The 21,504-nt window shown below is 70.4% G+C and carries 21 protein-coding genes; 15 read left to right on the top strand and 6 right to left on the bottom strand.

Translation table 11 applies throughout. The features are described from left to right. Positions 1 to 34: 34 nt before the first annotated feature. A complete protein-coding gene (locus tag J4H86_RS02815) occupies positions 35 to 946 on the top strand; it encodes an ROK family protein (RefSeq protein WP_236541761.1) in 912 nt (303 codons plus the stop codon). A 5-nt stretch (positions 947 to 951) separates the two neighbouring features. Here J4H86_RS02815 and J4H86_RS02810 read toward each other — a convergent pair whose 3' ends face one another. From J4H86_RS02810 to J4H86_RS02795, 4 genes are read right to left on the bottom strand one after another with little or no spacing between them, the layout of a single operon-like run. Continuing rightward, the gene (locus J4H86_RS02810; protein WP_236541759.1) at positions 952 to 2,634 is read right to left on the bottom strand and encodes an ABC transporter ATP-binding protein; all 1,683 of its coding nucleotides are present in this window, start codon (positions 2,632 to 2,634) and stop codon (positions 952 to 954) included. After that, positions 2,631 to 3,530: an ABC transporter permease gene (locus tag J4H86_RS02805; RefSeq protein ID WP_269134521.1), complete on the bottom strand. Its 900-nt coding sequence runs from the start codon at positions 3,528 to 3,530 to the stop codon at positions 2,631 to 2,633. Before J4H86_RS02805 ends, J4H86_RS02810 begins: the two co-directional genes overlap by 4 nt. Next, entirely contained in the window at positions 3,527 to 4,471 is a 945-nt protein-coding gene (locus J4H86_RS02800; protein WP_236541755.1) for an ABC transporter permease, read from the bottom strand. Before J4H86_RS02800 ends, J4H86_RS02805 begins: the two co-directional genes overlap by 4 nt. Beyond that, positions 4,468 to 6,027, bottom strand: a complete 1,560-nt coding sequence (locus J4H86_RS02795) for an ABC transporter substrate-binding protein (protein ID WP_236541754.1) — start codon at positions 6,025 to 6,027, stop codon at positions 4,468 to 4,470. The genes J4H86_RS02800 and J4H86_RS02795 overlap by 4 nt, the downstream gene beginning before the upstream one ends. Positions 6,028 to 6,126: 99 nt before the next feature. On the opposite strand from J4H86_RS02795, the gene J4H86_RS02790 reads away from it, so the two are divergent. The 4 genes from J4H86_RS02790 (at position 6,127) to J4H86_RS02775 (ending at position 11,881) form a co-directional block, all read left to right on the top strand. Then, positions 6,127 to 6,921, top strand: coding sequence for an IclR family transcriptional regulator (locus J4H86_RS02790; protein ID WP_236541752.1), 795 nt, complete (start codon positions 6,127 to 6,129; stop codon positions 6,919 to 6,921). Further along, positions 6,918 to 7,970, top strand: a complete 1,053-nt coding sequence (locus tag J4H86_RS02785) for a serine hydrolase domain-containing protein (protein ID WP_236541751.1) — start codon at positions 6,918 to 6,920, stop codon at positions 7,968 to 7,970. Before J4H86_RS02790 ends, J4H86_RS02785 begins: the two co-directional genes overlap by 4 nt. 541 nt (positions 7,971 to 8,511) lie before the next feature. Then, positions 8,512 to 10,701: an RNA polymerase recycling motor ATPase HelR gene (gene helR / locus J4H86_RS02780; RefSeq protein ID WP_269134570.1), complete on the top strand. Its 2,190-nt coding sequence runs from the start codon at positions 8,512 to 8,514 to the stop codon at positions 10,699 to 10,701. A 79-nt stretch (positions 10,702 to 10,780) separates the two neighbouring features. Continuing rightward, positions 10,781 to 11,881 (top strand): ADP-ribosylglycohydrolase family protein, encoded by a 1,101-nt coding sequence (locus J4H86_RS02775; protein ID WP_236541747.1) that lies wholly within the window; start codon positions 10,781 to 10,783, stop codon positions 11,879 to 11,881. On the opposite strand, the gene J4H86_RS02770 is transcribed toward J4H86_RS02775, so the two are convergent. Continuing rightward, complete coding sequence (locus J4H86_RS02770; RefSeq protein WP_236541745.1) at positions 11,866 to 12,846, bottom strand: lactate/malate family dehydrogenase; 981 nt, start codon at positions 12,844 to 12,846, stop codon at positions 11,866 to 11,868. The genes J4H86_RS02775 and J4H86_RS02770 overlap by 16 nt on opposite strands. Before the next feature lie 153 nt (positions 12,847 to 12,999). Here J4H86_RS02770 and J4H86_RS02765 point away from each other — a divergent pair, with 153 nt between their 5' ends. From J4H86_RS02765 to J4H86_RS02725, 9 genes are all read left to right on the top strand, one after another. After that, complete coding sequence (locus J4H86_RS02765; protein WP_236541744.1) at positions 13,000 to 13,407, top strand: VOC family protein; 408 nt, start codon at positions 13,000 to 13,002, stop codon at positions 13,405 to 13,407. A 95-nt stretch (positions 13,408 to 13,502) separates the two neighbouring features. Beyond that, positions 13,503 to 14,294: an ACT domain-containing protein gene (locus J4H86_RS02760; RefSeq protein ID WP_236541743.1), complete on the top strand. Its 792-nt coding sequence runs from the start codon at positions 13,503 to 13,505 to the stop codon at positions 14,292 to 14,294. A 171-nt stretch (positions 14,295 to 14,465) separates the two neighbouring features. After that, complete coding sequence (locus J4H86_RS02755; protein ID WP_236541740.1) at positions 14,466 to 15,371, top strand: ABC transporter substrate-binding protein; 906 nt, start codon at positions 14,466 to 14,468, stop codon at positions 15,369 to 15,371. A 28-nt stretch (positions 15,372 to 15,399) separates the two neighbouring features. Beyond that, the gene (locus J4H86_RS02750; RefSeq protein ID WP_236541738.1) at positions 15,400 to 15,801 is read left to right on the top strand and encodes an Rrf2 family transcriptional regulator; all 402 of its coding nucleotides are present in this window, start codon (positions 15,400 to 15,402) and stop codon (positions 15,799 to 15,801) included. 89 nt (positions 15,802 to 15,890) lie between these two features. Beyond that, entirely contained in the window at positions 15,891 to 16,751 is an 861-nt protein-coding gene (locus tag J4H86_RS02745; RefSeq protein ID WP_236541736.1) for an ABC transporter permease, read from the top strand. 13 nt (positions 16,752 to 16,764) lie between these two features. Continuing rightward, complete coding sequence (locus tag J4H86_RS02740; RefSeq protein ID WP_236541734.1) at positions 16,765 to 17,649, top strand: ABC transporter substrate-binding protein; 885 nt, start codon at positions 16,765 to 16,767, stop codon at positions 17,647 to 17,649. A gap of 35 nt (positions 17,650 to 17,684) precedes the next feature. Further along, complete coding sequence (locus J4H86_RS02735) at positions 17,685 to 18,800, top strand: LLM class flavin-dependent oxidoreductase (protein WP_236541732.1); 1,116 nt, start codon at positions 17,685 to 17,687, stop codon at positions 18,798 to 18,800. Further along, positions 18,797 to 19,786: an ABC transporter substrate-binding protein gene (locus tag J4H86_RS02730; RefSeq protein ID WP_236541729.1), complete on the top strand. Its 990-nt coding sequence runs from the start codon at positions 18,797 to 18,799 to the stop codon at positions 19,784 to 19,786. The genes J4H86_RS02735 and J4H86_RS02730 overlap by 4 nt, the downstream gene beginning before the upstream one ends. After that, positions 19,783 to 20,490 carry an ABC transporter ATP-binding protein gene (locus tag J4H86_RS02725; RefSeq protein ID WP_236541728.1) on the top strand — a complete coding sequence of 236 codons (708 nt, stop codon included), beginning with the start codon at positions 19,783 to 19,785 and terminating at the stop codon, positions 20,488 to 20,490. The genes J4H86_RS02730 and J4H86_RS02725 overlap by 4 nt, the downstream gene beginning before the upstream one ends. Before the next feature lie 31 nt (positions 20,491 to 20,521). Here the strand turns inward: J4H86_RS02725 and J4H86_RS02720 are convergent, their stop codons facing one another. After that, positions 20,522 to 20,950 carry a DNA-binding protein gene (locus J4H86_RS02720; protein WP_236541726.1) on the bottom strand — a complete coding sequence of 143 codons (429 nt, stop codon included), beginning with the start codon at positions 20,948 to 20,950 and terminating at the stop codon, positions 20,522 to 20,524. A 186-nt stretch (positions 20,951 to 21,136) separates the two neighbouring features. Here J4H86_RS02720 and J4H86_RS02715 point away from each other — a divergent pair, with 186 nt between their 5' ends. After that, positions 21,137 to 21,496, top strand: a complete 360-nt coding sequence (locus J4H86_RS02715) for a cupin domain-containing protein (protein WP_236541723.1) — start codon at positions 21,137 to 21,139, stop codon at positions 21,494 to 21,496. The last annotated feature ends 8 nt before the right edge of the window (positions 21,497 to 21,504 follow it).

Here is a 21,504-nt window from a genome sequence, read left to right as displayed (position 1 = left end):
CGTGGGCCGGCCCGCCTGGACGGAAGGTTTCCGGATGTCGACGACGGACAACGCGCTCGGCTCGGTCGAGCTGCTGCCCGGTTCGGTGCGTGCGGCGGTGCTGGAGCGCGACGGAGGCGTCCGCCATCTGGTCGAGGCGACGTTCGACCCCTCGGTCCCCGGAGCGGTCCGGGACACCCTCACCGACGTCGTCCAACGGTGCTTCACCTTCCACCGGGTCACCGGAATCGGCGTGGCCTGCCCGGGGCTGGTCGACACCGTCGCGGGAACCGTCGTGTCGTGCTACGACCTGCCGGAGCTGAACGACTTCCCCCTCACCTCGGTGGTGTCGGCGAGCGGACGCGCCCCCGCCTACGTGGAGCACCGGGCCCGGCTCCAGGTCCTCGGGGACCGTTGGTTCGGACATGGACGGGGCCGACGTGAGTTCGCGTCGGTGAGCACCGGCGAGACGTTGGGCGTCGGCCTGCTCTACGAGGGCCGGATCATCGCGCCGCCCGGTGGCCGCAGCGGCGCGCACATGGTCGTCGCCGCGGACGGCGAGGTGTGCACCTGCGGAGCGACCGGGTGCTGGCGGACGGTCGCCACCAGCCGGTGGCTGCGGGACGCCGCCGCCCGATCCGGATACGCGGCCGGTGACCTGCCCACCCTGACCGAGATGGCGGAGGCGGGGGAGTCGCGGGCCGCCCACCTGCTCGACGACTACGCCGACAACCTCGCGCTGGGACTCGCCAACATCCAACAGTTGTTCGCACCCGGCCGCTTCATCCTGCACGGAGAGGCACGGTGGGCGGGTCCGGCGTTCCTGGACCGGATCGAACGACGCCTGCGCGCGGTGACCGCCTGGAACGCCGAGGCCGAGCCGCCCCACGTCCTCGTCGCCGACGTCGACGAGGACGACTCCACACTCTTGGGCGCGGCCGGTCTCGTCCTCTCCCAGGCGAGCTGACGCACTCACCGCGCGACCTCCCCACCGGGGGAACCCGGCGACCCGTCCCGCTCGCGGGCGCGCAGCCGCGATCGTGACGGGTCGGGTTCGGGAACGGCCGCGACGAGGCGCTGGGTGTAGGGGTGTTCGGGCCGCGAGAGGACCTGACGGGCCTCCCCGAGTTCCACCACGGCGCCGTCCTTCATGACGGCGACCCGGTCGGCGACCCGGTTCACGACCGCCAGGTTGTGCGAGACGAAGACGTAGGTCAGCCCGAACTCCTCCTTGAGCGAGGCCAGGAGGTCGAGGACCTGGGCCTGCACCGACACGTCGAGCGCGCTGGTCGGCTCGTCGAGGATGACGATCGCCGGGCGCAGCACGAGGGCTCTGGCGATCGAGACGCGTTGCCGCTGCCCGCCGGAGAACTCGTGGGGGAACCGCCGGGCGGCGTCCTCGTCCAACCCGACCGCGCGCAGGGAAGCGGCGACCGTGTCCTCACGCTCCTCGCGCCCGCGTCTGCCGCGCGTCGTCGGCCGATGGGTGACGAGCGGCTCGGCGACGATGTCGGAAACCCGCAGACGAGGGTTCATGCTCGAGTAGGGGTCCTGGAAGACGACCTGCATCCGGCGACGGATCTCCTTCAGGCGCTTGCGTGACGCCTGCCCCAGGTCAGTCCCCTCCACGCGCACCCGCCCGGCGGTGGGCTCCGTGAGGCCGAGGAGGAGGCGGGTCAGCGTGGTCTTGCCCGAACCCGACTCGCCCACGACGGCCATCGTCTCCCGCTCATGGGTTCGCAGCGACACGTTGTCCACCGCGACTGTCCCGGCACGGCGGCCCCTGGCCGTGAACACCTTGCGTACACCGTCGAGCTCGATGAGAGGCGCCGCGTCGCCGCCCCGCTGCGGGTGGTCGTCGTCGGAGGTGAGTCGGGGCGTCGCGGCCAGGAGGCCGCGCGTGTACTCGTGTTGGGGACGGTCGAAGACGGACTGGACGGGACTCGCCTCGACGACCTCACCGTCGCGCATGACGGTGACCCGGTCGGCGATATCCGCCACCACGCCGAGATCGTGCGTGATCAGCAGGACTCCCATGTGGTGGCGCTCGCGCAGCTCGGCCAGGAGCTCCAGGATCTGGGCCTGCACGGTGACGTCGAGCGCGGTGGTGGGCTCGTCGGCGATGAGGAGACGCGGTCGCGCGATCAACGCCATGGCGATCATCGCCCGTTGCCGTAGGCCGCCGGAGAGCTCGTGGGGGTACAGTGCCGCGCGTTCCGTCGGGCGGGGGACGCCCGCCTCGGCGAGGGCGTCGACGACCGCCGCCCTCCGCTTCTCTCCGCGCAGGCCACGGTGCAGGGTGACGACCTCACCGATCTGGGTGCCCACCTTCTTGACCGGGTTCAGGCTGGTCATGGGGTCCTGGAAGATCATGGCGATGTCGTTGCCGCGCAGGTTCCGCAGCTCGGCGGCGTCCAGCCGCAACGTGTCGCGGCCGTCGAAGGTGACCGTTCCGGAGCGGTAGACGCACGGGGGGACGGGGTTGAGCCGCGGGATGGACAGCGCGGTCGCGGTCTTCCCGCTCCCGGACTCACCCACGAGTGCGACGATCTCCCCTTCCGCGACGTCGATGGAGGCGCCCTTGACCGCGTGTACGGTCTCGTGGCCGAGTTCGAAGTCGATGGCCAGGTCGTCGATGCTCAGGAGAGGTCTCATCCGCGGTACGCCTTCGGATCGGTGGCGTCACGAATCGCGTCGCCGGTGATGTTGATCGACAGGGACGTGAGCATCAGCGCGATCCCGGGGAAGACGGCGATCCACCAGGATGTCCCGAGATAGAGCTGGCCGTCGGCGAGCATGTTGCCCCATGTGGGGATGGTCGTGGGGACGCCGAGGCCGAGGAAGCTGAGCGCGCTCTCGGCGACGATCACCGAGGCCACGTTGAGGGTCGCGATCGTCGCCAGCGGGGCCAGCACGTTGCGGAGCAGGTGGCGTCGGATGATGGTGAGGTCTCCGACCCCGATGGCTCGCGCCTCGGTGACGAACTCCCGGGTCTTGAGGCTGAGCACCTCGGACCGGACGACGCGGGCGTAGGACACCCAGCCCGCGATCCCCAGCACGATGATGACGATCCACAGGCTGCTGCCCAGGAATGCGACGACGGCGAGGGCGAGCAGGATGGCGGGGAACGCCAGTTGGACGTCGGCCAGGCGCATCAGGATCCGGTCGGTCCACCCTCCGTAGTAGCCGGCGGCCAGACCGGCGATCGCCCCGATGACGCCGGAGAGGGCGGCGGCGCTGATGCCCACGAGGAGGGACACGCGGCTGCCGTAGATGAGCCTGCTGAGCACGTCGCGGCCCAGTTGGTCGGTTCCCAACAGGTGGGCCGTGCTCCCGCCCTCCCCCCACGCCGGGGGGACCAGGCGGCTCAGCAGGTTCTGCGCCTGTGGGTCGGCGGGCGCTATCAGCGGGGCGAGGACCGCGGCGAGGACGACGACGCCGAGGAGGACGAGCGCGGCCATTCCCCACCGGTTCCTTCTCAGGGCCCGCCAGGTGCTGTGCCCACTTTCTCGCGTCGGGGAGGGGACGCCGGTGGTCTGGGTGGGTGTCATCGCTTCTCCGTCCGGACGCGCGGGTCGAGGATGCTGTAGGACAGGTCGACGAGGATGTTGATGACCACGAAGATCAGGGCGAAGAGCAGTACGGTGCCCTGGACCAGGGGGAGGTCACGGTTGGAGATCGCCTCGACGGTCAGGCTGCCGAGCCCCGGCCAGCCGAATACCTGCTCGGTGAGGATCGCGCCGCTGAGCAGGGTGCCCGTCTCCAGGCCGACGACGGTGACGACGGGCAGCGAGGCGTTGCGCAGTCCGTGGGCGAGAACCCCGTGGGTCGGTCCGTATCCCTTCGCGGTCGCGGTACGCATGTAGTCCGCGGAAAGCACGTCGATCAGCGACGAACGCAGCAACCGGGCGATGACGGCGACCGAGTAGATGGCCAGGGTCACGGCGGGCAGCAGCAGGTTCGCGGCTGATCCGTAGCCCGCCGCCGGGAGGACCTGAAGCTGGACCGCGAACACCAAGACCAGGACGATGCCGATCCAGAACGGCGGCGTCGACTGCCCTACCAGGATGACCGCCATGACCCCCTTGTCGCCGGCGGTACCGCGCCGCATCGCGGCCATGATCCCGGTCGGGACGGCGAGGAGCAACGCGATGGCGAGCGCGGAGGTCGCCAGCAGCGCCGTCGCCGGGAGCCGCTCCGCGATGACCGTGAGGACGGGCTGGTTGTAGAAGAGCGAGTCGCCCAGGTCGAACCGGGCCAGGCCAGCGAGGTACTCGACGTACTGCACGGCGAGGGGTTGGTCGAGTCCGAGGGTGGCGGCGAGCTCGTCGGCCTGTTCCTGTGTCGCGTCGGGGGGAAGCAGCAGCGCCAATGGGTCGCCGGAGATCCGGACCAGCAGAAAGGTCACGGTCGCCGCGAGGAACATGACGACCAGGGCGGAGAGGAGGCGGGACCCCGCGGTGAGCAGGATCGCCCGGGCTCGGTCGATCATCGCCTGACCTCCGCACCGCGCATGGCCAGCGTGCCGACGACGTTGGGCTGCCAGTGCACGCCGGACGTGTGGACCAGGATGTTGTCGATCTGGTAGAGGAAGACGAACGGTGCCTCCTCGCGCAGGAGCTCCTGGAGTTCGGTGAAGGCCTCGAGCCGTTCGTCGGGGTCGACCGTGAGCTCCTCCCGGTCGATGAGGTCGTCGGCCTCGTCGGATGTCCAGCGGCTCTGCCGCCGGTCCCTGCGCACGTTGGACTGCACCATGCTCGACCCGTCGAGCGTCCACCCCGTGCTGGCGGCCAGGTAGATCGGTCCCAGGGCCCTCCGGTTGTCCGAGGTGAGGCGGGAGGTGTAGACGGCCGGGTCGAGGAGCTCCACCTCCGCGCGCACACCGACGCGGGCGAGCAGACCCGAGATCGCCTCGGCCACGAAGGCGTCGACGTTTGAGGCGGTCAGCACGGTGGTGAACCCGTCCGGGTATCCGGCCTCGGCCAGGAGGTCCCGCGCGCGGTCCAGGTCCCGCTCGTAGGGCTGGATGCTGTCGTCGAACCCGAAGGCCTCGCGGGGGAGCATCGTGGGCACCTCCCGGGCCTGCCCGTTGAGCACGGCCTCGATCAGTTGTGGCACGTCCACCGCGTGGTTGAGCGCCTGACGGACGCGGACGTCGCTGAGGACCGGGTCTTCGGTGTCCAGGGAGAGGTAGCTGGTCCGGATCCCCGGGAAACTGGTGATCTCGACCCCCTGGTAGCCCTCCAGTTGCAGCGCCGCGTCGGGGACGAGGCCGGTGACGAGGTCGACCTCGTCGCTCTGTAGGGCGGCCAGCGCGGAGGCCGGGTTGGGGACCGGGCGGATGATCAGGGTGTCGATCTCCGGTGGTCCGTCCCAGTAGTCGGGGTTGGCCTCCAACGTGACCTGCACGGCGCGCTGGAAATCGGAGAAACGGAAGGGGCCGGTACCGACCGGGGCCTCCGCGAATCCGTCGTCCCCGACCTCGGCGAGATAGCCCGGTGGCACGACGACCCCGCCGAAGAGGGAGAGCTTCGCCGGGATGATCGGGTCGGGCTGATCAGTGTTGATCTCGACGGTCAGGTCGTCGACCACCGTCACGGACTCGACGTAGCGCAGCTCGACGATCGGCGACGCCGTGGCGGGGTCGAGGAGGCGTTCGATGCTGAACTTGACGGCGTGGGCGTCGAACGGCTCCCCGTTGTGGAACTCGACGTTGGGGCGGAGTTCGAACCGCCAGGTCAGGTCGTCGATCGCCTCCCAGTTCAGCGCCAGTCGGGGGACGAGCTCGTTCTCCTCGTCCCGGCCGGTCAGCGTGTCGAAGATGTTGATCAGCACGTTCATCGAGGTCGTGTCGCCCTGCTTCTGCGGGTCGAGTGTTCGGGGGTCCTCGGACTGCGAGACGCGCAGGACGCGCCGGACTGCGTCGACGGCGCCGTCGCTGGCACAGGACCCGAGAAGGCCGGTGAGGACGACGGTCGGTACGGACAGGCCCGCGATTCGCAGCACGGACCGACGGGACCAGGCGGGGGTCGCCAGCGAGGCGTCCATGGTGCTCCTCTACCGTGCGGAGTTCTGCGAAATACTAGAGGCGTTCCGTATGTGAAGTAAAGGATTTCGTATTTTGGAACGCACGGTATGATGGTGGACATGAATGTGCCCAAGGATGGTCGTGGTCCCAGTGGCGAGGGATCGGTCGCCGAGAGCCGCGACGCGGTGCCGAGTTCCGTGCGCAAGGCGTTCGCCCTGATCGAGGAACTGGTGACCGCGCCTGCCCCGGTCCGACTGCACGAGCTCGCCCGCGCGACCGGGATGACGAAGCCGACCACGCACCGACTTCTGCGTGCCCTCTACGCCATCGGCTACGTCCGCCCGGTCGGATCCGGCCAGTACGCGGTGGGTCCCGGACTGATCAGCGTCGCGGCGGCGACCCTGGGCGGGCTGAAGGAGCGTCCGCTCGTCCACCGGACCCTGACCCAACTCCACGAACGCACGGGCCTGACGGCCTCCTACGCCATGCGCTGGGGTGACTCCGTCGTCGTGATCGACAACGTCGAGCCCGACCAGGCCTATCGGGTGTCCCCACGGCTCGGCGTGCGCACCCCCCTGACGGACAGCGCGGCGGGTCTGGCGATCCTGGCCACGGCGGCCCCCGGGGACCGCGACGACGAGATCCCGCCTGCGTCCCTCGCGGCCGTGGACGCGGCCCGAGGTGACGGCTACGCGGTCGACACCTCCCAGGCCGGGGTCTGCGCGGTGGCCGCCCCCGTGCGGATCGGCGGTCCGCTCGCGGGTGCGCTCATGGTCACGGGCCTCAGCTTCGGCATGAGTCCGGACTCGGTTCGGGTGATCGGGCCACTGGTGGCGGAGCAGGCGAACGCCCTGGCCGCGACGGTTCGCGCGACGATCCCCGCTGTCTCTGATATCGAGGAGGACACCGCGTGACGCACAGCGGCCACGCCCACGTCAGCGTGGAAGACCTCCTGGAGTGGGGGCGCGCCGAGGGTGTCTATTCCGCCGCCGCGTGGTCGGTCGGCACGGCCACGGGCGAGACGTCCGGGGGAGTCGTGGGTACCCGGTCGTGGGGCGGGGAGCCGGTGACGCGCACCGATCTCTTCGATCTCGCCTCGGTGACCAAGCCCCTGGTCGGCGTCGTGGTGATGGCGCTCCTCGAGAGGGGCGCGCTCGCTCTGGACAGTACCGTCGCCGAGCTGCTCCCCGACTTCCAAGCGCGCGCCACCGGGGAGTTGACCCTGCGCGATCTGATGCTGCACACCTCCGGCCTGCCGGGCCGGGTGCCGATGTACCGCACGTACCCCACCCGGGACGCGATGGTGGAGGGCCTGCGCGCGCTCCCGCCGCCCGCCCGGCCGGGAGACGCCGTCCAGTACTCCTCCCCAGGCCTCATGCTCGTGGGCATGATGGCCGAGGCCGCGTCGGGCGCCCCGTTGGACACGCTTGTCGAGGAGTTCCTGACGCGGCCGACGGGGCTGACCTCCACCCTGTTCACACCCGCGCCCCACGACCGTGCGCGCGCCGTGGCGACCGAGGACTGCGCGTGGCGCGGAACCGTGGTCGCCGGCGAGGTCCACGACGAGAACGCCGTCGTCCTGGGGGGCGTGGCCGGCCACGCGGGACTGTTCAGCACCGTGGACGACCTGGCGACGCTGGGCGCGGCACTGGTCCGCAACCTGACCGAGCCTCTCTTGCTGCACCCGATCACACTGGCGGCCATGATCGAGAACCGGACGGCGGGCATGGCCGAGGGGCGGGGCCTCACCTGGCAGACCGCCGACACACCGGGCTCTCCCGCCGGCGACCTGGTCAGCCGGCGAACGTTCGGCCACACTGGGTTCACCGGGACGAGCCTGTACGTCGACCCCGACCACCAGCGGTACTACGTGCTGTTGACCAACCGGGTCCACCCGAGCCGCGAGGGCGACGGCATTCGGCGAATCAGGCGCGCGTTCCACAACATGGCCGCCGTCGGCTGAGGGAACGGCACCCCGCTTACGGCGCCGCTGTGGAGCCGGGCGCGACGGCAACCGTGGACACGCGTTCAGAGCACCGCCCGTTCAGTGCCTCCGCCCGACTCGCCCAGGCCGTGTCCAGCAGGTGAGGGCGCAGCTCCTCACCTCCACCGGTATGCGCGCACACCCAGTCGAGTTCGTCCGCCAGAGTGGTTCCGAAGAGACCCGGATCGTCGGAGCCGACCACGACGGGCAGGTGGCGCCCCGGTGTGAGAGGCGTCGAGGGTGCCCTCGGAACGGTACGCACCCGTGGAAACGCGGGCGGCGAGGGGGATGAGCGCGACGTCAAGGTTCACACCTCGACCAGGGGCCGGCAAGGCGATATCGCCGGAAGGGTGCGCTGGCGGCGCTGCGGCGGCACACTCTTTGATCGATGGATATCGATGAATGATGCGCGGAATTCCCCGCCACTCTTAATGTATAGCGCACCCCGGGGCTTGCGGCAAGACCCCCGTCGTGCTTCACAATCGTCCGCGTGATCAGCACCAACGACGGGGGACCGGCTGTGAAACGCACGACCAGTGATGTCTTCGACCTTCCCGAACGCCTTGAGGCGAAGGCCGATCCGGCGCTCGTCGGTGACGACGAACGCCACTTCGAGGAGATGGCCGCCAGCCTCCAACAGACGATCGCCGACGTGTCCGACCGTCTCGACGCGCTGCGCAAGGTTCCCGGTGGTTCCGGGCAGCACGCCGTCGAGCGGGACCAGGAGATCCGCCGACTGACCGCCCGGTTGCGCACCCTGCGCCGTTTCGGACTCGACCTCTGCCTCGGCCGCATCGTTGGCGCCGACGACGCGGAGCCCGTCTACATCGGCCGACTCGGACTCTCCGACGGCGACGGCCGGCGCCTCCTCATCGACTGGCGCTCCCCGGCCGCGGAACCGTTCTTCGCCGCGACCCACGCCAACCCGATGGGCCTGGCGAGCCGGCGCCGGTACCGCTGGACGAACGGCCGGATCCGCGACTACTGGGACGAGGTCTTCGTCTGGGAGGGAGACGACGGGGAGCAGGCGGCGCACGCCGCGCTCGACGACCAGTCCGCGTTCATCGCCAGTCTGGGGGCCAACCGGTCGTCGCGCATGCGCGACGTGTTGGGCACGATCCAGGCCGACCAGGACGCCATCATTCGCGCCGGCTCCAGCGGCGGTCTCGTCGTGGACGGAGGACCGGGGACCGGGAAGACCGTCGTCGCCCTGCACCGCACCGCGCACCTTCTCTACTCCGATCCACGGCTGGGCCACCGCCGGGGCGGCGTGCTGTTCGTCGGCCCGCACCAGCCCTACCTCGCCTACGTGTCCGACGTGCTGCCCAGCCTGGGGGAGGAGGGGGTGCGGACCTGCACCCTGCGCGACCTCGTGCCGGAGGGCGGCGGGGCGCAGGCCGAGGCCGACCCAACGGTCGCGGAACTCAAGGAGTCGGCGGATCTGGTGCGAGGGATCGAACCGGCGGTCCGGTTCTACGAGAAGCCACCCAAGGAGGGGATGTCGGTGGAGACCCCCTGGGGCGACGTCTGGATCAGCCCGGCGGACTGGGCGGAGGCGTTCGCCGCGCCGGGACCGGGGACTCCCCACAACGAGGCGCGGGACCAGATCTGGGCGGAGCTCGTCGCCATCCTCAACGACAAGCTGGACAACGACGAGGTCTCACCCGACCTCCTAGGTCGTTCGCTGCGGCGGAACGCCGAGCTCGTGGGGACCCTGAACCGCGCGTGGCCGATGATCGAGGCCACCGACCTCGTCGGGGACCTCTGGTCGGTGCCGGCCTACCTGCGCCTGTGCGCGCCCTGGCTGGAACCGGAACAGGTCCGCCGGCTCCAACGCACCGACGCCCAGGCGTGGACGGTGTCCGACCTCCCGCTGCTGGACGCCGCGCGCCAGCGCCTCGGCGACGCGCAGGCCTCCCAACGGCGCCAGCGCCAGCAGGCCGCCGTCGCGCAACGTCAGGAGGCCATGTCCCACGTCGTCGACCACCTGATCGAGTCCGACGACTCCGAGATGGCCGTGATGTCGATGCTGCGCGTCGACGACATGCGTGACGCCCTGGTGGACGACGCGGAGCTCCCCACCGCCGACCCCGATCAGCTCACGGGACCGTTCGCGCACATCGTCGTGGACGAGGCCCAGGAGCTGACCGACGCCGAATGGCAGATGCTGCTGCAGCGCTGTCCGTCGCGGAGCTTCACCATCGTGGGGGACCGGGCGCAGGCGAGACACGGCTTCACCGAGTCGTGGGCCGAGCGCCTGGAACGGGTCGGATTCGACCAGGTCACCCTCACGTCCCTGCGGATCAACTACCGGACCCCGGCGGAGGTAATGGCCGAGGCCGAGCCCGTCATCCGCACGGTCCTCCCGGACGCCAACGTCCCGACTTCCATCCGGGAGGGAGGAGTGCCCGTCCACCGTGGGTCCGTCACCGAGCTGGAGGCCGTCCTCGACGGGTGGCAGGCCGAGAACGAGGAAGGTGTCGCCTGTGTCATCGCCACCGACCACGCCGCGCTGAGCCGGGTCGCCGGGTCGCCGCGCGTGCGGACGCTCACGCCGGAACTGTCCAAGGGGCTGGAGTTCGACCTGGTCGTGCTGATCGACCCGGAGGAGTTCGGCCACGGCATCGAAGGAGCGGTCGACCACTACGTCGCGATGACTCGGGCAACCCAGCGGCTGGTCATCCTGACCAGCGACGGTTCGGTGCCGTAGGAGAACCGGACCCGGTCCCGGTTGCGGCGCGCGTCACGGACCTGGAGCATCAGGGGGAGTCGAGACGCGAGGAGGCGCCGTGACGCGCGACTACCGGGACCGGGTCCGTGGGTGTGTGCTGGGTGGTGCGGTGGGTGACGCGTTGGGCGCTCCCGTGGAGTTCAGTTCGTTGCCGGGGATCCGGGCGGAACACGGACGCGCCGGCGTGCGGGAGTTCGTCGTGGAGTACGTGGACGGGCGACCACACCGTGGTCGCGTCACCGACGACACCCAGATGACGCTGTTCACGATGGAGGGACTGATCCGGGCGGACATCGCCCGAGGCGCGCACGGCCCCTTCGACGCCGTTGACGCGCTGCACGACAGTTACCAGTCCTGGCTCGCGACGCAGAACCGGGCGACACCGGCAGGGGAGGGGCCTGGGTGGTTGGTCGGGGAACAGTGGCTGTACGACCGCCGCGCCCCGGGCAACACGTGTCTGACCGCCCTGATGGACGCGGCGCGCACGCCGGGAAACCGCGGTGTCCAAGCCCGGAACAAGTCCAAGGGCTGTGGTGGGGTGATGCGCAGCGCCCCGTTCGGACTACTGCCGCCGCACGCGGGCTGGGACGGGGCCGAGGTCTTCAGCATGGCGGCCCACGCCGCGGGGCTCACGCACGGCCACGTGACCGGAAAGTTGGCCTCGGCCGCGCTAGCCCTGCTGGTCCATCGCCTGCTGGCCGGGGACGGCCTCCATCCAGCGCTGGACACGGTGCACACACGTCTCGCCCAGTACCCCGGACACGAGGAGACCTCGGACGCGCTCGCCGAGGCGCGGGAGGCCGCGGCGCGGGAACCCGTCGAACCCGAGACGGTGGAGCGGCTGGGTGGTGGCTGGATCGCCGAGCAGGCCCTAGCCATCGCCGTCTACTGCGCCCTGGTCCACCCGGGACCGCACGAGATGCTGGACGCGCTGGCGCTGGCGGTCACCCACACCGGGGACTCCGACTCCACCGGCGCCGTCTGCGGCAACATCCTGGGCGCCCTGCACGGTGAGGCCGCGGTTCCGGCCGAACTCGCGGCGGCGGTCGAGGGCCGCGACACCGCGCTGCTCCTGGCCGATGACTTCGTCTGGCGATTCAACCGCCCCGCGGACGCCCAAGCCCCTGACGGGTGGGATCGCCGCTACCGCAACGCGTGAGGACGGTGCCCCTGGCCCCCTGGAGGAAACGTGGGCAGCACGGTGGCCGCGGCCTCGCGCAGGGTCTCGGCGCTGCGAGCCAGCGCGTCGTGTTCCTCCGCGGTCATCGACGGCTCACACGTCCGCACCACGCCGCGCGCACCCAGCACCGAGGGCAGGGAGAGGGTCGTCGCCCAGCGTTCGGAGTGTGCCGCGACCGGCAGGACGCGCCGTTCGTCGCGTGCGACGCACTGGGTCAGCGCGGCGGTCGCCGCGCCGATGCCGTACTGGCTCGCGCCGATCCCGGCGATGATGTCGATGTTGGCGTAGCGAACCGCCTGCTCCACCTCCTCCCGGAGTCGTGGAAGGTCCAGTCCGATCTGTTGTCCGCCGTGTTCGACGGGAGTACCGGCGATGGTGGCCGAGGACCACAGGAGCACCTCGCTGACGCCATGTTCCCCGACCACGGTGGCCTGCACGTCCCGCGCGGCCACGCCGAACGCCTGGGCGAGGCGCACGCGGAAGCGAAGGCTGTCGATGATGGTCCCGCTGGAGACGACACGCCCGTGCCCGAGCAACGCGCGGGTGAGTTCGGCGAGTGGGTCGGGAGGGTCGGTCACCACGAGCACCGTGGCGTCGGGGGCGGCCATCTGTAGGCTCGGGATCAGTGAGCGGTAGATCTCGGCGTTGCGTTCCAGAAGGCGCAGCCGCCCGTCGGGATCGGTACGGTCCGTGGCGCCCTCTCCCCGTTCGTTGACGCCGGCGGTGATGACGACGACGTCGGCCGCCGTCAGGTCGGCCATCCCGCCGGAACGCAGGACCACGGGTGGGCACAGCGGCACGGCGGCCCCCAGGTCGAGGGTGACGCCCTCGGCACGCTTGTCGTCGGCGTCGACGAGCACGATCTCGCCGGCGAATCCCCGGTGGACCAGGGCGCTGGTCACCGCCGCACCCACCGCCCCGCCTCCGATCACCCCGATTTTCATGACACTCCCGATGTGCGTTCCGCGACAGGATGACTACACAAAGCTTCCGTTGGGCATACCCAAGCGGCCGGAGGACATACATCCGATTTGGGGCGATTGCGGATTGCCCCTGGGTCGTGGTTGACCCGGATCTATGCAGGAGGCGCGAGCGACATGGCGACCGCGGGGCACCAGAAGATCACGACCTTCCTAATGTTCGAGGGATCGGCCGGAGAGGCGATGGAGTTCTACACCTCCCTGTTCGACGACGGGGAGGTCGTCGCCGTCTCCCGCTACGGAGTCGGTGAGGAGGGGACCGAGGGGACGGTGCGTCACGCCGTGTTCCGCCTCGCCGGCCAGGAGTTCATGTGCATCGACAGCGCGGTCTCACACGCGTTCACCTTCACGCCGTCGGTTTCGCTGTACGTGCGGTGCGCGAACGAGGAGGAGATCGAGTTCCTGCACTCCCGACTCTCGCCCGGCGGGCAGGAGCTCATGCCACTTGGCTCCTACGGGTTCAGTACACGGTTCGGGTGGCTGAACGACCGATTCGGCGTCTCCTGGCAGCTCGACCTGCAGTGACGCACAGGCCCGGAGGGTTCGACTGTTCACCAGACAAATACACGCTGGTTACAGTGGGTAACTTCCGGTCAATGTTCCGCGGGCACGATGTCGGCATGGTGGGACGAACTGGCAGGGACGAACACAGTGGACATCGGCATCTCGTCGCGGCCGACCTGCGGGAACTGGCGGCGGTGGTCATCGCCGGGGCGGCGGCCCACACCGTCGTGCTCGTCGTCGGGCACAGCGCTCCGATGGCGCTCATGGTCGTGGGCCTCGCGGTGCTCGTCGCGGTCATCGCGCTGCGTTGCTGGCGCACCATGGCTCCGTCCACGCGCCGCCGGACGGCGGCGAACACGACCACCACGGAACGGTTGTGGCGGATCCGCGCAGCCGTCCGGGACACCCCCGGCGCGCTCGCGGCGCTCGCCACGGAGCTGTCCCGAATCGGGGTGAACATCCAGCTCGTGCAGGTCCATCCCGGCGAGACGAGCACGACCGACGAGTTCCTGGTCACCAGCCCCGAGGGAATCGACCGGGACGATCTCGACGCGGCGACACGACGAGCCGGGGTCGAGGGCGACCCCGCGATCAGACCGGCCGACGCCCACGAGCTCGCGGACACCACCAGCTACGCGTTGACGCTCGTCGCGTCCGTCGCCGACGGGGCCCTCACCGTCGAGGAGGCCCTGGCGCGCCTGCTCGGCGTCCCGCACGTCGTGCGCGCCACCGACGCACCGGACATCCCCGGCGAGGAGGGGACGTGCGGGTCGGACCTGGTCCTGTCCGACCCGCACGGCGGGTTCGTCCACGCGCGTCGTCACGGGGTGGGGTTCACACCCGTGGAGTTCGCCCGTGCCCGTGCCCTCGTCTCGGCGACCTCGAGTGTCCTCGCCGCCGTGGAGTGAGATGACGCAGACTCCCGCACGCTGGGCGTCCGGCCGGCTCCTCGTCGGTCGGACGCTCCTGTTCGTCTCGTCGTGCCGCGCCCGTGGCGGGGACGTGAGCCGCGTCTCCATCTCTATTGTTGACTAATCCAGTAGACAAAGAAGAGAATCGGGGTGAGAGGAGGCGACGTGATGCGTGAGCGAACCGTGACGATCGGGGTGCACCCGAACAACCACACGTTGTTCGTGCTGCGTCGCCTGTCCCTGCTGGAGGAGGAGCTCGGCTCCGTCTCCGCCACCGTGGAGTGGGTGGACTACGACGACGGCCGGTGCACCATCGACCTCTTCGCGGAGGAGGAGATCGACTTCGGGGGAACCGGGTCCGTGCCGCCCATCGAGGCGCAGAGTGACGGCCTCCCGATCGTCTACGTCGCGACCTCTCCACCCCGCCCCACCCAAGGGGCACTCCTCGTACACGCCGACGGGCCGCTCCACTCCGTCGCCGACGTCGCGGGGGCCCGCGTCGCGCTGATGGAGGGCTCCTACCACACCGAACTCCTCGCCTACGCGCTGGACACCGCCGGACTGACCTACGACGCGGTGACCCCCGTCGACGGTCTGGCGCACGAGAACCGTGCGGACTTCCTCGCCGGCCGGGCCGACGCCTGGATCGCGGGCGATCCCTATCTCGCCGAACTCCAGCGCGGATCGGTTCCGGTGCGTGCGCTGACCGGAACCGCGGACCACATCGCCAACCGGTCCTACTGGTGGGCCCGCCGGTCCTTCGCGGAGACCTCGCGGGACGTCCTCAACGCGATCGTCGTCGCGCTGGGGCGGGCGGAGGAGTGGATCCAGCGTCACCCCCGGGACGCCGCCGCGCTCTTCACCGACGCCCTGCCGGAGTCTCCCTCGCTCGAGGCCTGGGAGCGCACCCTGCGCCGCCGCGCCTGGGGCAACCATCCCGTCGCCGGGGAGCCCGCGCGGGAACAGCAACGCTCGGCCGACCTGTTCGCCCGTCTCGGCATCATCGACGGGCCGGTCACGGTCTCCGGCGCTCTGGTCGACCCGGTCCCCGCGCTGTGGGGAACCACCCCCTGATGCCCCGCCACCACGAACGGCACCAGCCATGGACATCCCCATCAAGGCCGACTACGCGGTGCGGGCGGTCGTCGAACTCGCGCGCAGCGAGGACCCGGTCAAGTGCCGCGACATCGCGGCCACCCAGGGAATCCCGGTCAAGTTCCTGGTCCAGATCTTCAGCGACCTACGCCGCGTCGGCCTGGTGCGCAGCAAGCGCGGGGCCAACGGGGGCTACTGGTTGGCGATGTCCCCGTCGGACGTGTCGGTCGCCGCGGTCGTGTCGGCCGTCTCCGGCCCGCTGGTCACACTGCAGGGAACGTCCGTAGCGCACGCGCCCGAATCGGCCTGTCCCGTCTGGGGCGAGCTCGACGCGCAGGTGCGGCGAACACTCGAGGCGGTCTCGGTGTGGGACCTGGCCAGCCGGAGCCTCGCCTCCGCGCGGTCCTAGGAACGCGATTCGGCCCGGCTTCGTCCACCCGAATTTCCTAGTTATCCAGTCAGCATTGTCGGCATTATTGGCTTCTCGAAGGGCACAGCATGTCCGCAGTCACCCCCGTCGCGGCCGACGCCACCGACTCCGGCGCCCACGACGCGTCGGCGTCCGCGCCGGTCACGGCCCCGCGGCCGCTGGGGCGCCGCCTGCTCCACGGGCTCCTGCCGTGGGCCAGTGTGATCGCGCTCCTCCTCACCTGGTACCTCGGTGCGGTCACCGGCGTGCTGTCGCCGAACGTGCTCCCCGGCCCCGACCGGGTCCTCTCCTCCGGATGGGGTCTCCTGCAGCAGGGGCTCCTGTTGCCCGCCCTCGGGGTGAGCCTCGGCCGCGTGCTGCTCGGGGCGGCGCTGGGCATCGTCGTCGGTGTGGGTTGCGGCCTGATCACCGGGTTCTCCCGTGTGGGAGAGGCCCTGATCGACAAACCCTTCCAGATGGCGCGCACCATTCCCTTCACCGCGCTCGTCCCGCTGTTCATCCTCTGGTTCGGGTTGGGGGAGTTGCCCAAGGTCCTTCTCGTCGCGGTCGGTGTCGCCCTGCCGCTATACATCAACACCTTCGGCGGCGTCCGCGACGTGGACCGCAAGCTGGTCGAGGCCGCGAAGGTGTACCGCCTGACCCCACTCCAGATCGCGACCCAGGTGCTTCTCCCCGGGGCGCTCCCGTCGCTGCTCGTCGGCCTGCGCTACGCCCTCGGCCTCGCCTGGGTCGCCGTCATCATCGCCGAGACCGTGAACTCCGACGCCGGGATCGGGTTCCTGCTCATCAACGCCCAGCAGTACATCCAGACCGACGTCGTCATGTTCTGCGTCACGCTCTACGCGGTCCTCGGCCTCATCACCGACCGCATGGTCCGTTCCCTGGAGCGCGTGCTCCTGGCCTGGCGCAACAGTTTCACCGGACTCTGAAAGGCGGGACCACGTGACGCTGCGTATCGGCGCGCATCCCAACAACCTCTCCCTCACCCTGTTCGCGGCCCGCCAGGGGAGCGGCGACAACGGCGACATCGACGTGTTCTCCTACGGAAGCGGGACCCAGACCATTCCCCTGCTGCGCGTGGGCGCCATCCACCTGGGCGGAACGGGGTCGACCCCACCGCTGCACGCCCAGGCCGCCGGGATGGACGTCGCCGTCGTCGCGACGACCGCGCCGCGCGGTGACCACGGCGGCATCGCCGTCCGTGCCGACGGCCCGATCCGAACACTCGCCGACCTCGCGGGACGGGGCATCGCCACGATGCCCCTCTCCTGGCACCCCCAGTATCTGGCGCGTGTCCTCACCGGAGCGGGGCTGCGGTGGGACTCCGTGACGGTCGTGGAACTCGCCACCCCGACCGCGCACGACGCGCTGGTCGCCGGGCGACTCGACGCGTGGGTCGCCACCGGCCCCGACCTGGAACGGCTCCAGTCCGCGTGTGACGTGCGGATCCTCGCGCCCGTGACGGACCACTTCGCCAACCGGTCGGTGCTGTGGACCAGACACGGCGTCCTGGCCGAACGCGCGGAGAGCCTCGCCGACACGCTGGCCCGGATCGACGCCTCGGACCGCCGCGCCGCCGACGACCCGGCCGAGGCGGCCCGGGTTCTCGCCGAGCACGGCCCTGGCCACGACACCGCGACCTGGGAGCGTCTCGTGCGCTCCCGGCGGTGGGGACTGCTCCCGCCGGACCACGAGTTCGTCGACGAGCAGCAGCGCGACGCCGACCTGCTCAGCGCCAACGGCGTGCTCCACCGTCCCGTGGATGTCGGCGCCAGCCTGCCCACCCGCCCGCTCCTGCCCGACGTCGCTCCCACGGCGACCGTCTGACCACCGCGACCACCACTCCTGAAAGGTGTCCCCACATGGACGTCCTCTGGTACCTGACCGGCCCCGACGGGCGCTATCCCTGGCGTGAGGACGGCGCGCGTCCGCTCAACTACGCCTACTTCCAGCAGATCGCCCGCGCGGTTGACCACCTCGGCTACACCGGGGCGTTGCTCGCGACCGGGATCCACGACGCGTGGGTGTTGGGGTCGTCGCTGATCCCCTACACCCGTGACTTCCAGTTCCTCGTCGCGGTCCACCCGCCGCTCGTCTCACCCACCCTGTTGGCGAAGATGGCCGCCACGTTCGACCAGTTCTCCGAGGGTCGCCTGCGGCTGAACATCGTCAACGGCGACGCCAAGCAGCTCGCGGCTTACGGCGTCCACCTCGACCACGACGCCCGCTACGCCTACACCGACGAGTACCTCGACGTCTTCAAGCGTCTGATGTCCGGCGAGACGGTGGACCACGCGGGCACACACCTGAACGTCCAGGGCGGTTCGCTGCAGCTTCCGCCGCACCAACGTCCACACCCGCCGTTGTGGTTCGGGGGCTCCTCCGACGCCGCGCTGGACGTGGCCGCCAAGCACATCGACACCTATCTCACCTGGGGCGAGACCCCGGCCGCCGCCGAAGCCAAGATCACCGACCTGCGCAAACGAGCCGCGGAGCACGGACGCACCGACCTGCGATTCGGCGTACGCCTCTACGTCGTCGTCCGTGAGACGGAGCAGAAGGCGTGGGACGCGGTGGCGGACCTCTACGAGCACATGGACGAGGAGTCCATCGCCCGGACCCAGGCCGGACGTGCCGGCAGTGACTCCGTCGGGCAGCGACGCATGACGGCGCTCCACGGCGGGAGCCGGCCCGCCGACCCACGCGAACTGGAGATCCACCCCAACCTGTGGTCCGGACTCGGACTCGTCCGCAACGGCCCCGGCACCGCGATCGTCGGCGACCCCGACCAAGTCGAGGCCCGACTGCGGGAGTACGCCGACGCCGGCGTCGACACCTTCATCGTGTCGGGCATGCCGCTACTCGAGGAGGCCTACCGGTTCGGCGAACTCGTCCTACCGCGCCTGCCCGTGGACCGAACCCGCGGCGAGGACGTCCGGGGCACCTGGAACACCTGGAACGAGGGATGGAAGAAATGACCACCACACCACGCCCACTGACGATCGGACTGGGGCTGCTCGTCGTCGGAGTCCTGACGGCGACGGCCTGCTCACCCGCACCGGACGCCTCCGAGACCTCCGCCGACGGTGACCTGACCGAGGTCCGCGTGGGGCCGTTGAGCACCCAGAACCTGCTCACCCTCAGCGAGGAGAGCGGAGGGCTGGAGGACTCCGTCGGCGACGACGCCACCGTCGACGTCGCCGCGCCGTTCACCGCGTTCGCCCCCGGGGCCCAGGCCCTGGCCGCCGGCCAGATCGACATCACCTCCGGGAGTGTGACCTCCCTAGTGGGCGCCGTGGACGCGACGCCGGAACTCGTCGCGTTCGCCGTCGAGGTCAACAACAACGACACCCAGGGCATCGTGGCCGCCCCCGACTCCGACATCGACGCGGTGGAGGACCTCGTCGGTCAGCGGGTCGCGGTCAACCAGGGCGGCACGGGCGAGTACATCCTGCTGTCGGCGCTGGACGACGCGGGTATCGACCCGTCCGAGGTGGATCGCGTGTACCTCGACCCGGAGGACTCCGCGAGCGCCTTCTCCACCGGCCAGGTGGACGCGTGGGCCACATGGGACGCCTACCTGGCCTCGGCCGTCAGCACCGACGGGGCGGAGCTCGTGGCCGTGGCCAACGAGATCGGGGCGGTCAACCCCACGATCCACGTCACCACCCGGGAGTTCGCCGAGAACCACCCCGAGGAACTCCGCGCGGTCTACGACGCGCTCGTCGCCGAGGGGGAACGGGTCAACGATGATCCCGACGTCATTCCCGAGGCCTACACCGCGGCCGGTCTCCCGGAGGACGCCGTGGAGGTGATCCGTGGCTTCGCGCCACCGACCATCGCCCCGGCCGACGCGGACTTCGTGGCGGACCTCCAGCGAGCGGCCGACGTCTACGCCGACCACGGGCTCATCGACACCGAACTGAACGTCGAGGACAACGCCGTGGACGTGAGCCAGTCATGACCTCCGGCGTCCACCTGCGTGGCCTCACCCGCCGGTTCGACACCCGAACCGTCCTGGACCGTCTGGACCTGACCATCGCCCCCGGCGAGTTCGTGGCGATGGTGGGGCGCAGCGGTTCGGGAAAGTCCACGCTGCTGCGGTACCTGGCCGGCCTCGACTCCGGGGCGACGGCGCAGGAGGCCCACGTTCCCGCGTCGGTCGCGGTCGCCTTCCAGGAGCCGCGCCTGTTGCCCTGGCAACGGGTCTGGCGCAACGTTCTCCTGGGCCTGCGAACCGGCGCCACCCGTGACACCGCGGAACGCGCGTTGGCGGAGGTGGGGCTGGAGGGCCGGGCCGACGCCTGGCCCCTCACCCTGTCGGGCGGCGAGGCCCAGCGCGCGTCCCTGGCCCGCGCGTTGACGCACGAGCCCGACCTGCTGCTGTTGGACGAACCGTTCGCCGCGGTCGACGCCCTAACCAGGATCTCTCTCCACGAACTGGTGTTGTCGCTGTGGCGGGAGCATCAGCCGTCGATCCTGCTCGTCACCCACGACATCGACGAGGCGACGCGCCTCGCCGACCGAATCGTGGTCCTCGACCAGGGACGCATCGCCCACCAGGAGCACCTGGAGGGTGCTCGTCCCCGAGACCCCGGCGAGCGGGACCTCACCGACGTACGCCACCGGGTCCTGGACGAGCTGCGCGGCGTCACGCCGACAACTTAGGGGGCCGGCGCGGCCGGGGCGTTGGCCGCGCTCAACCTGTCTGCTGCGCCGACCGGCCACTGACGCGTTCGTAACGTTGCCGCGCGGCCTGGGCGCTGCCCAGGCCGAGGCCGTGGGCGATGTCGCGCCACGTCATGCCGTGACCGCGCGCGATCAGCAGAAGGGATTCCTCGATCGCGTCCATGTCGGCCCGCATCCTGGGAAGCAGTGTCAACGCGGCGGCGACGTCGGTGACGTCGACCTCCGCCTCCTCGGCCTCGAGCGTCAGCGAACCGCTGGCGATGTCGCTGACCAGTCGCACCGCCTCGTAGGGCGCGAGCATGTCGGGGTTGTCGCCCCGGTGCCGCATCGCCTCGGTGGCACCGTGTCGCTCGCCGATCCGCGTGATCGCCGAGTACTCGCGACGCACCCGGGCCTGGTGGGCGTCGGGGACCGTGAACTCCTCTGATCCGTCCGTCATGCCGTCAGGCTGACATGCGAACGCATTGATGTCAACAGATTGTTGATTTCAATGCGTTGAATTCGACACGTTGAAGGCGTCGCCATGCGTCGCGAGCTCACCGCCCATGAACCTGATTGACATCAAGTCAACTTGAACTCATAGAGTCCTGATCTGCGACGGTGCATCAACGAGTCGAGGAGCACGATGACCGACACAGCCCGAATCCCACGAGCGTTCACGAGCGCCGACCCCGAGACGTGGATGGAGGTCGGGGGCGGTGCGGCGTCGATCGGGTTGGTCGTCGACGCGAGCCACGGATCCACACTGGGTGTCGGCTTCGCCCGACTCCAGCCCGGCGAACTCGACGAACGCGACTCCCCGATTCCTTACGACGAGGTCTTCGTGGTGCTGAGCGGCCGGCTCACCGTCCGTGTCGGCGACACCAGCGCGAGCGCGGGCCCGGGCGAGGTGATCTTCCTGCCCCGGGGCACCGCCGCGATCTACGCCGCGACCGAACCGACGGAGTACGTCGCCACCTCCCACCCGCCCTACGGGAGCGCATGAGGCCCCGC

The organism is Spiractinospora alimapuensis, assembly GCF_018437505.1.
Taxonomy (GTDB): domain Bacteria; phylum Actinomycetota; class Actinomycetes; order Streptosporangiales; family Streptosporangiaceae; genus Spiractinospora; species Spiractinospora alimapuensis.
The sequence above is the reverse complement of the archived record's forward strand: the minus strand, read 5'-3'. Positions and strand labels throughout refer to the sequence as shown.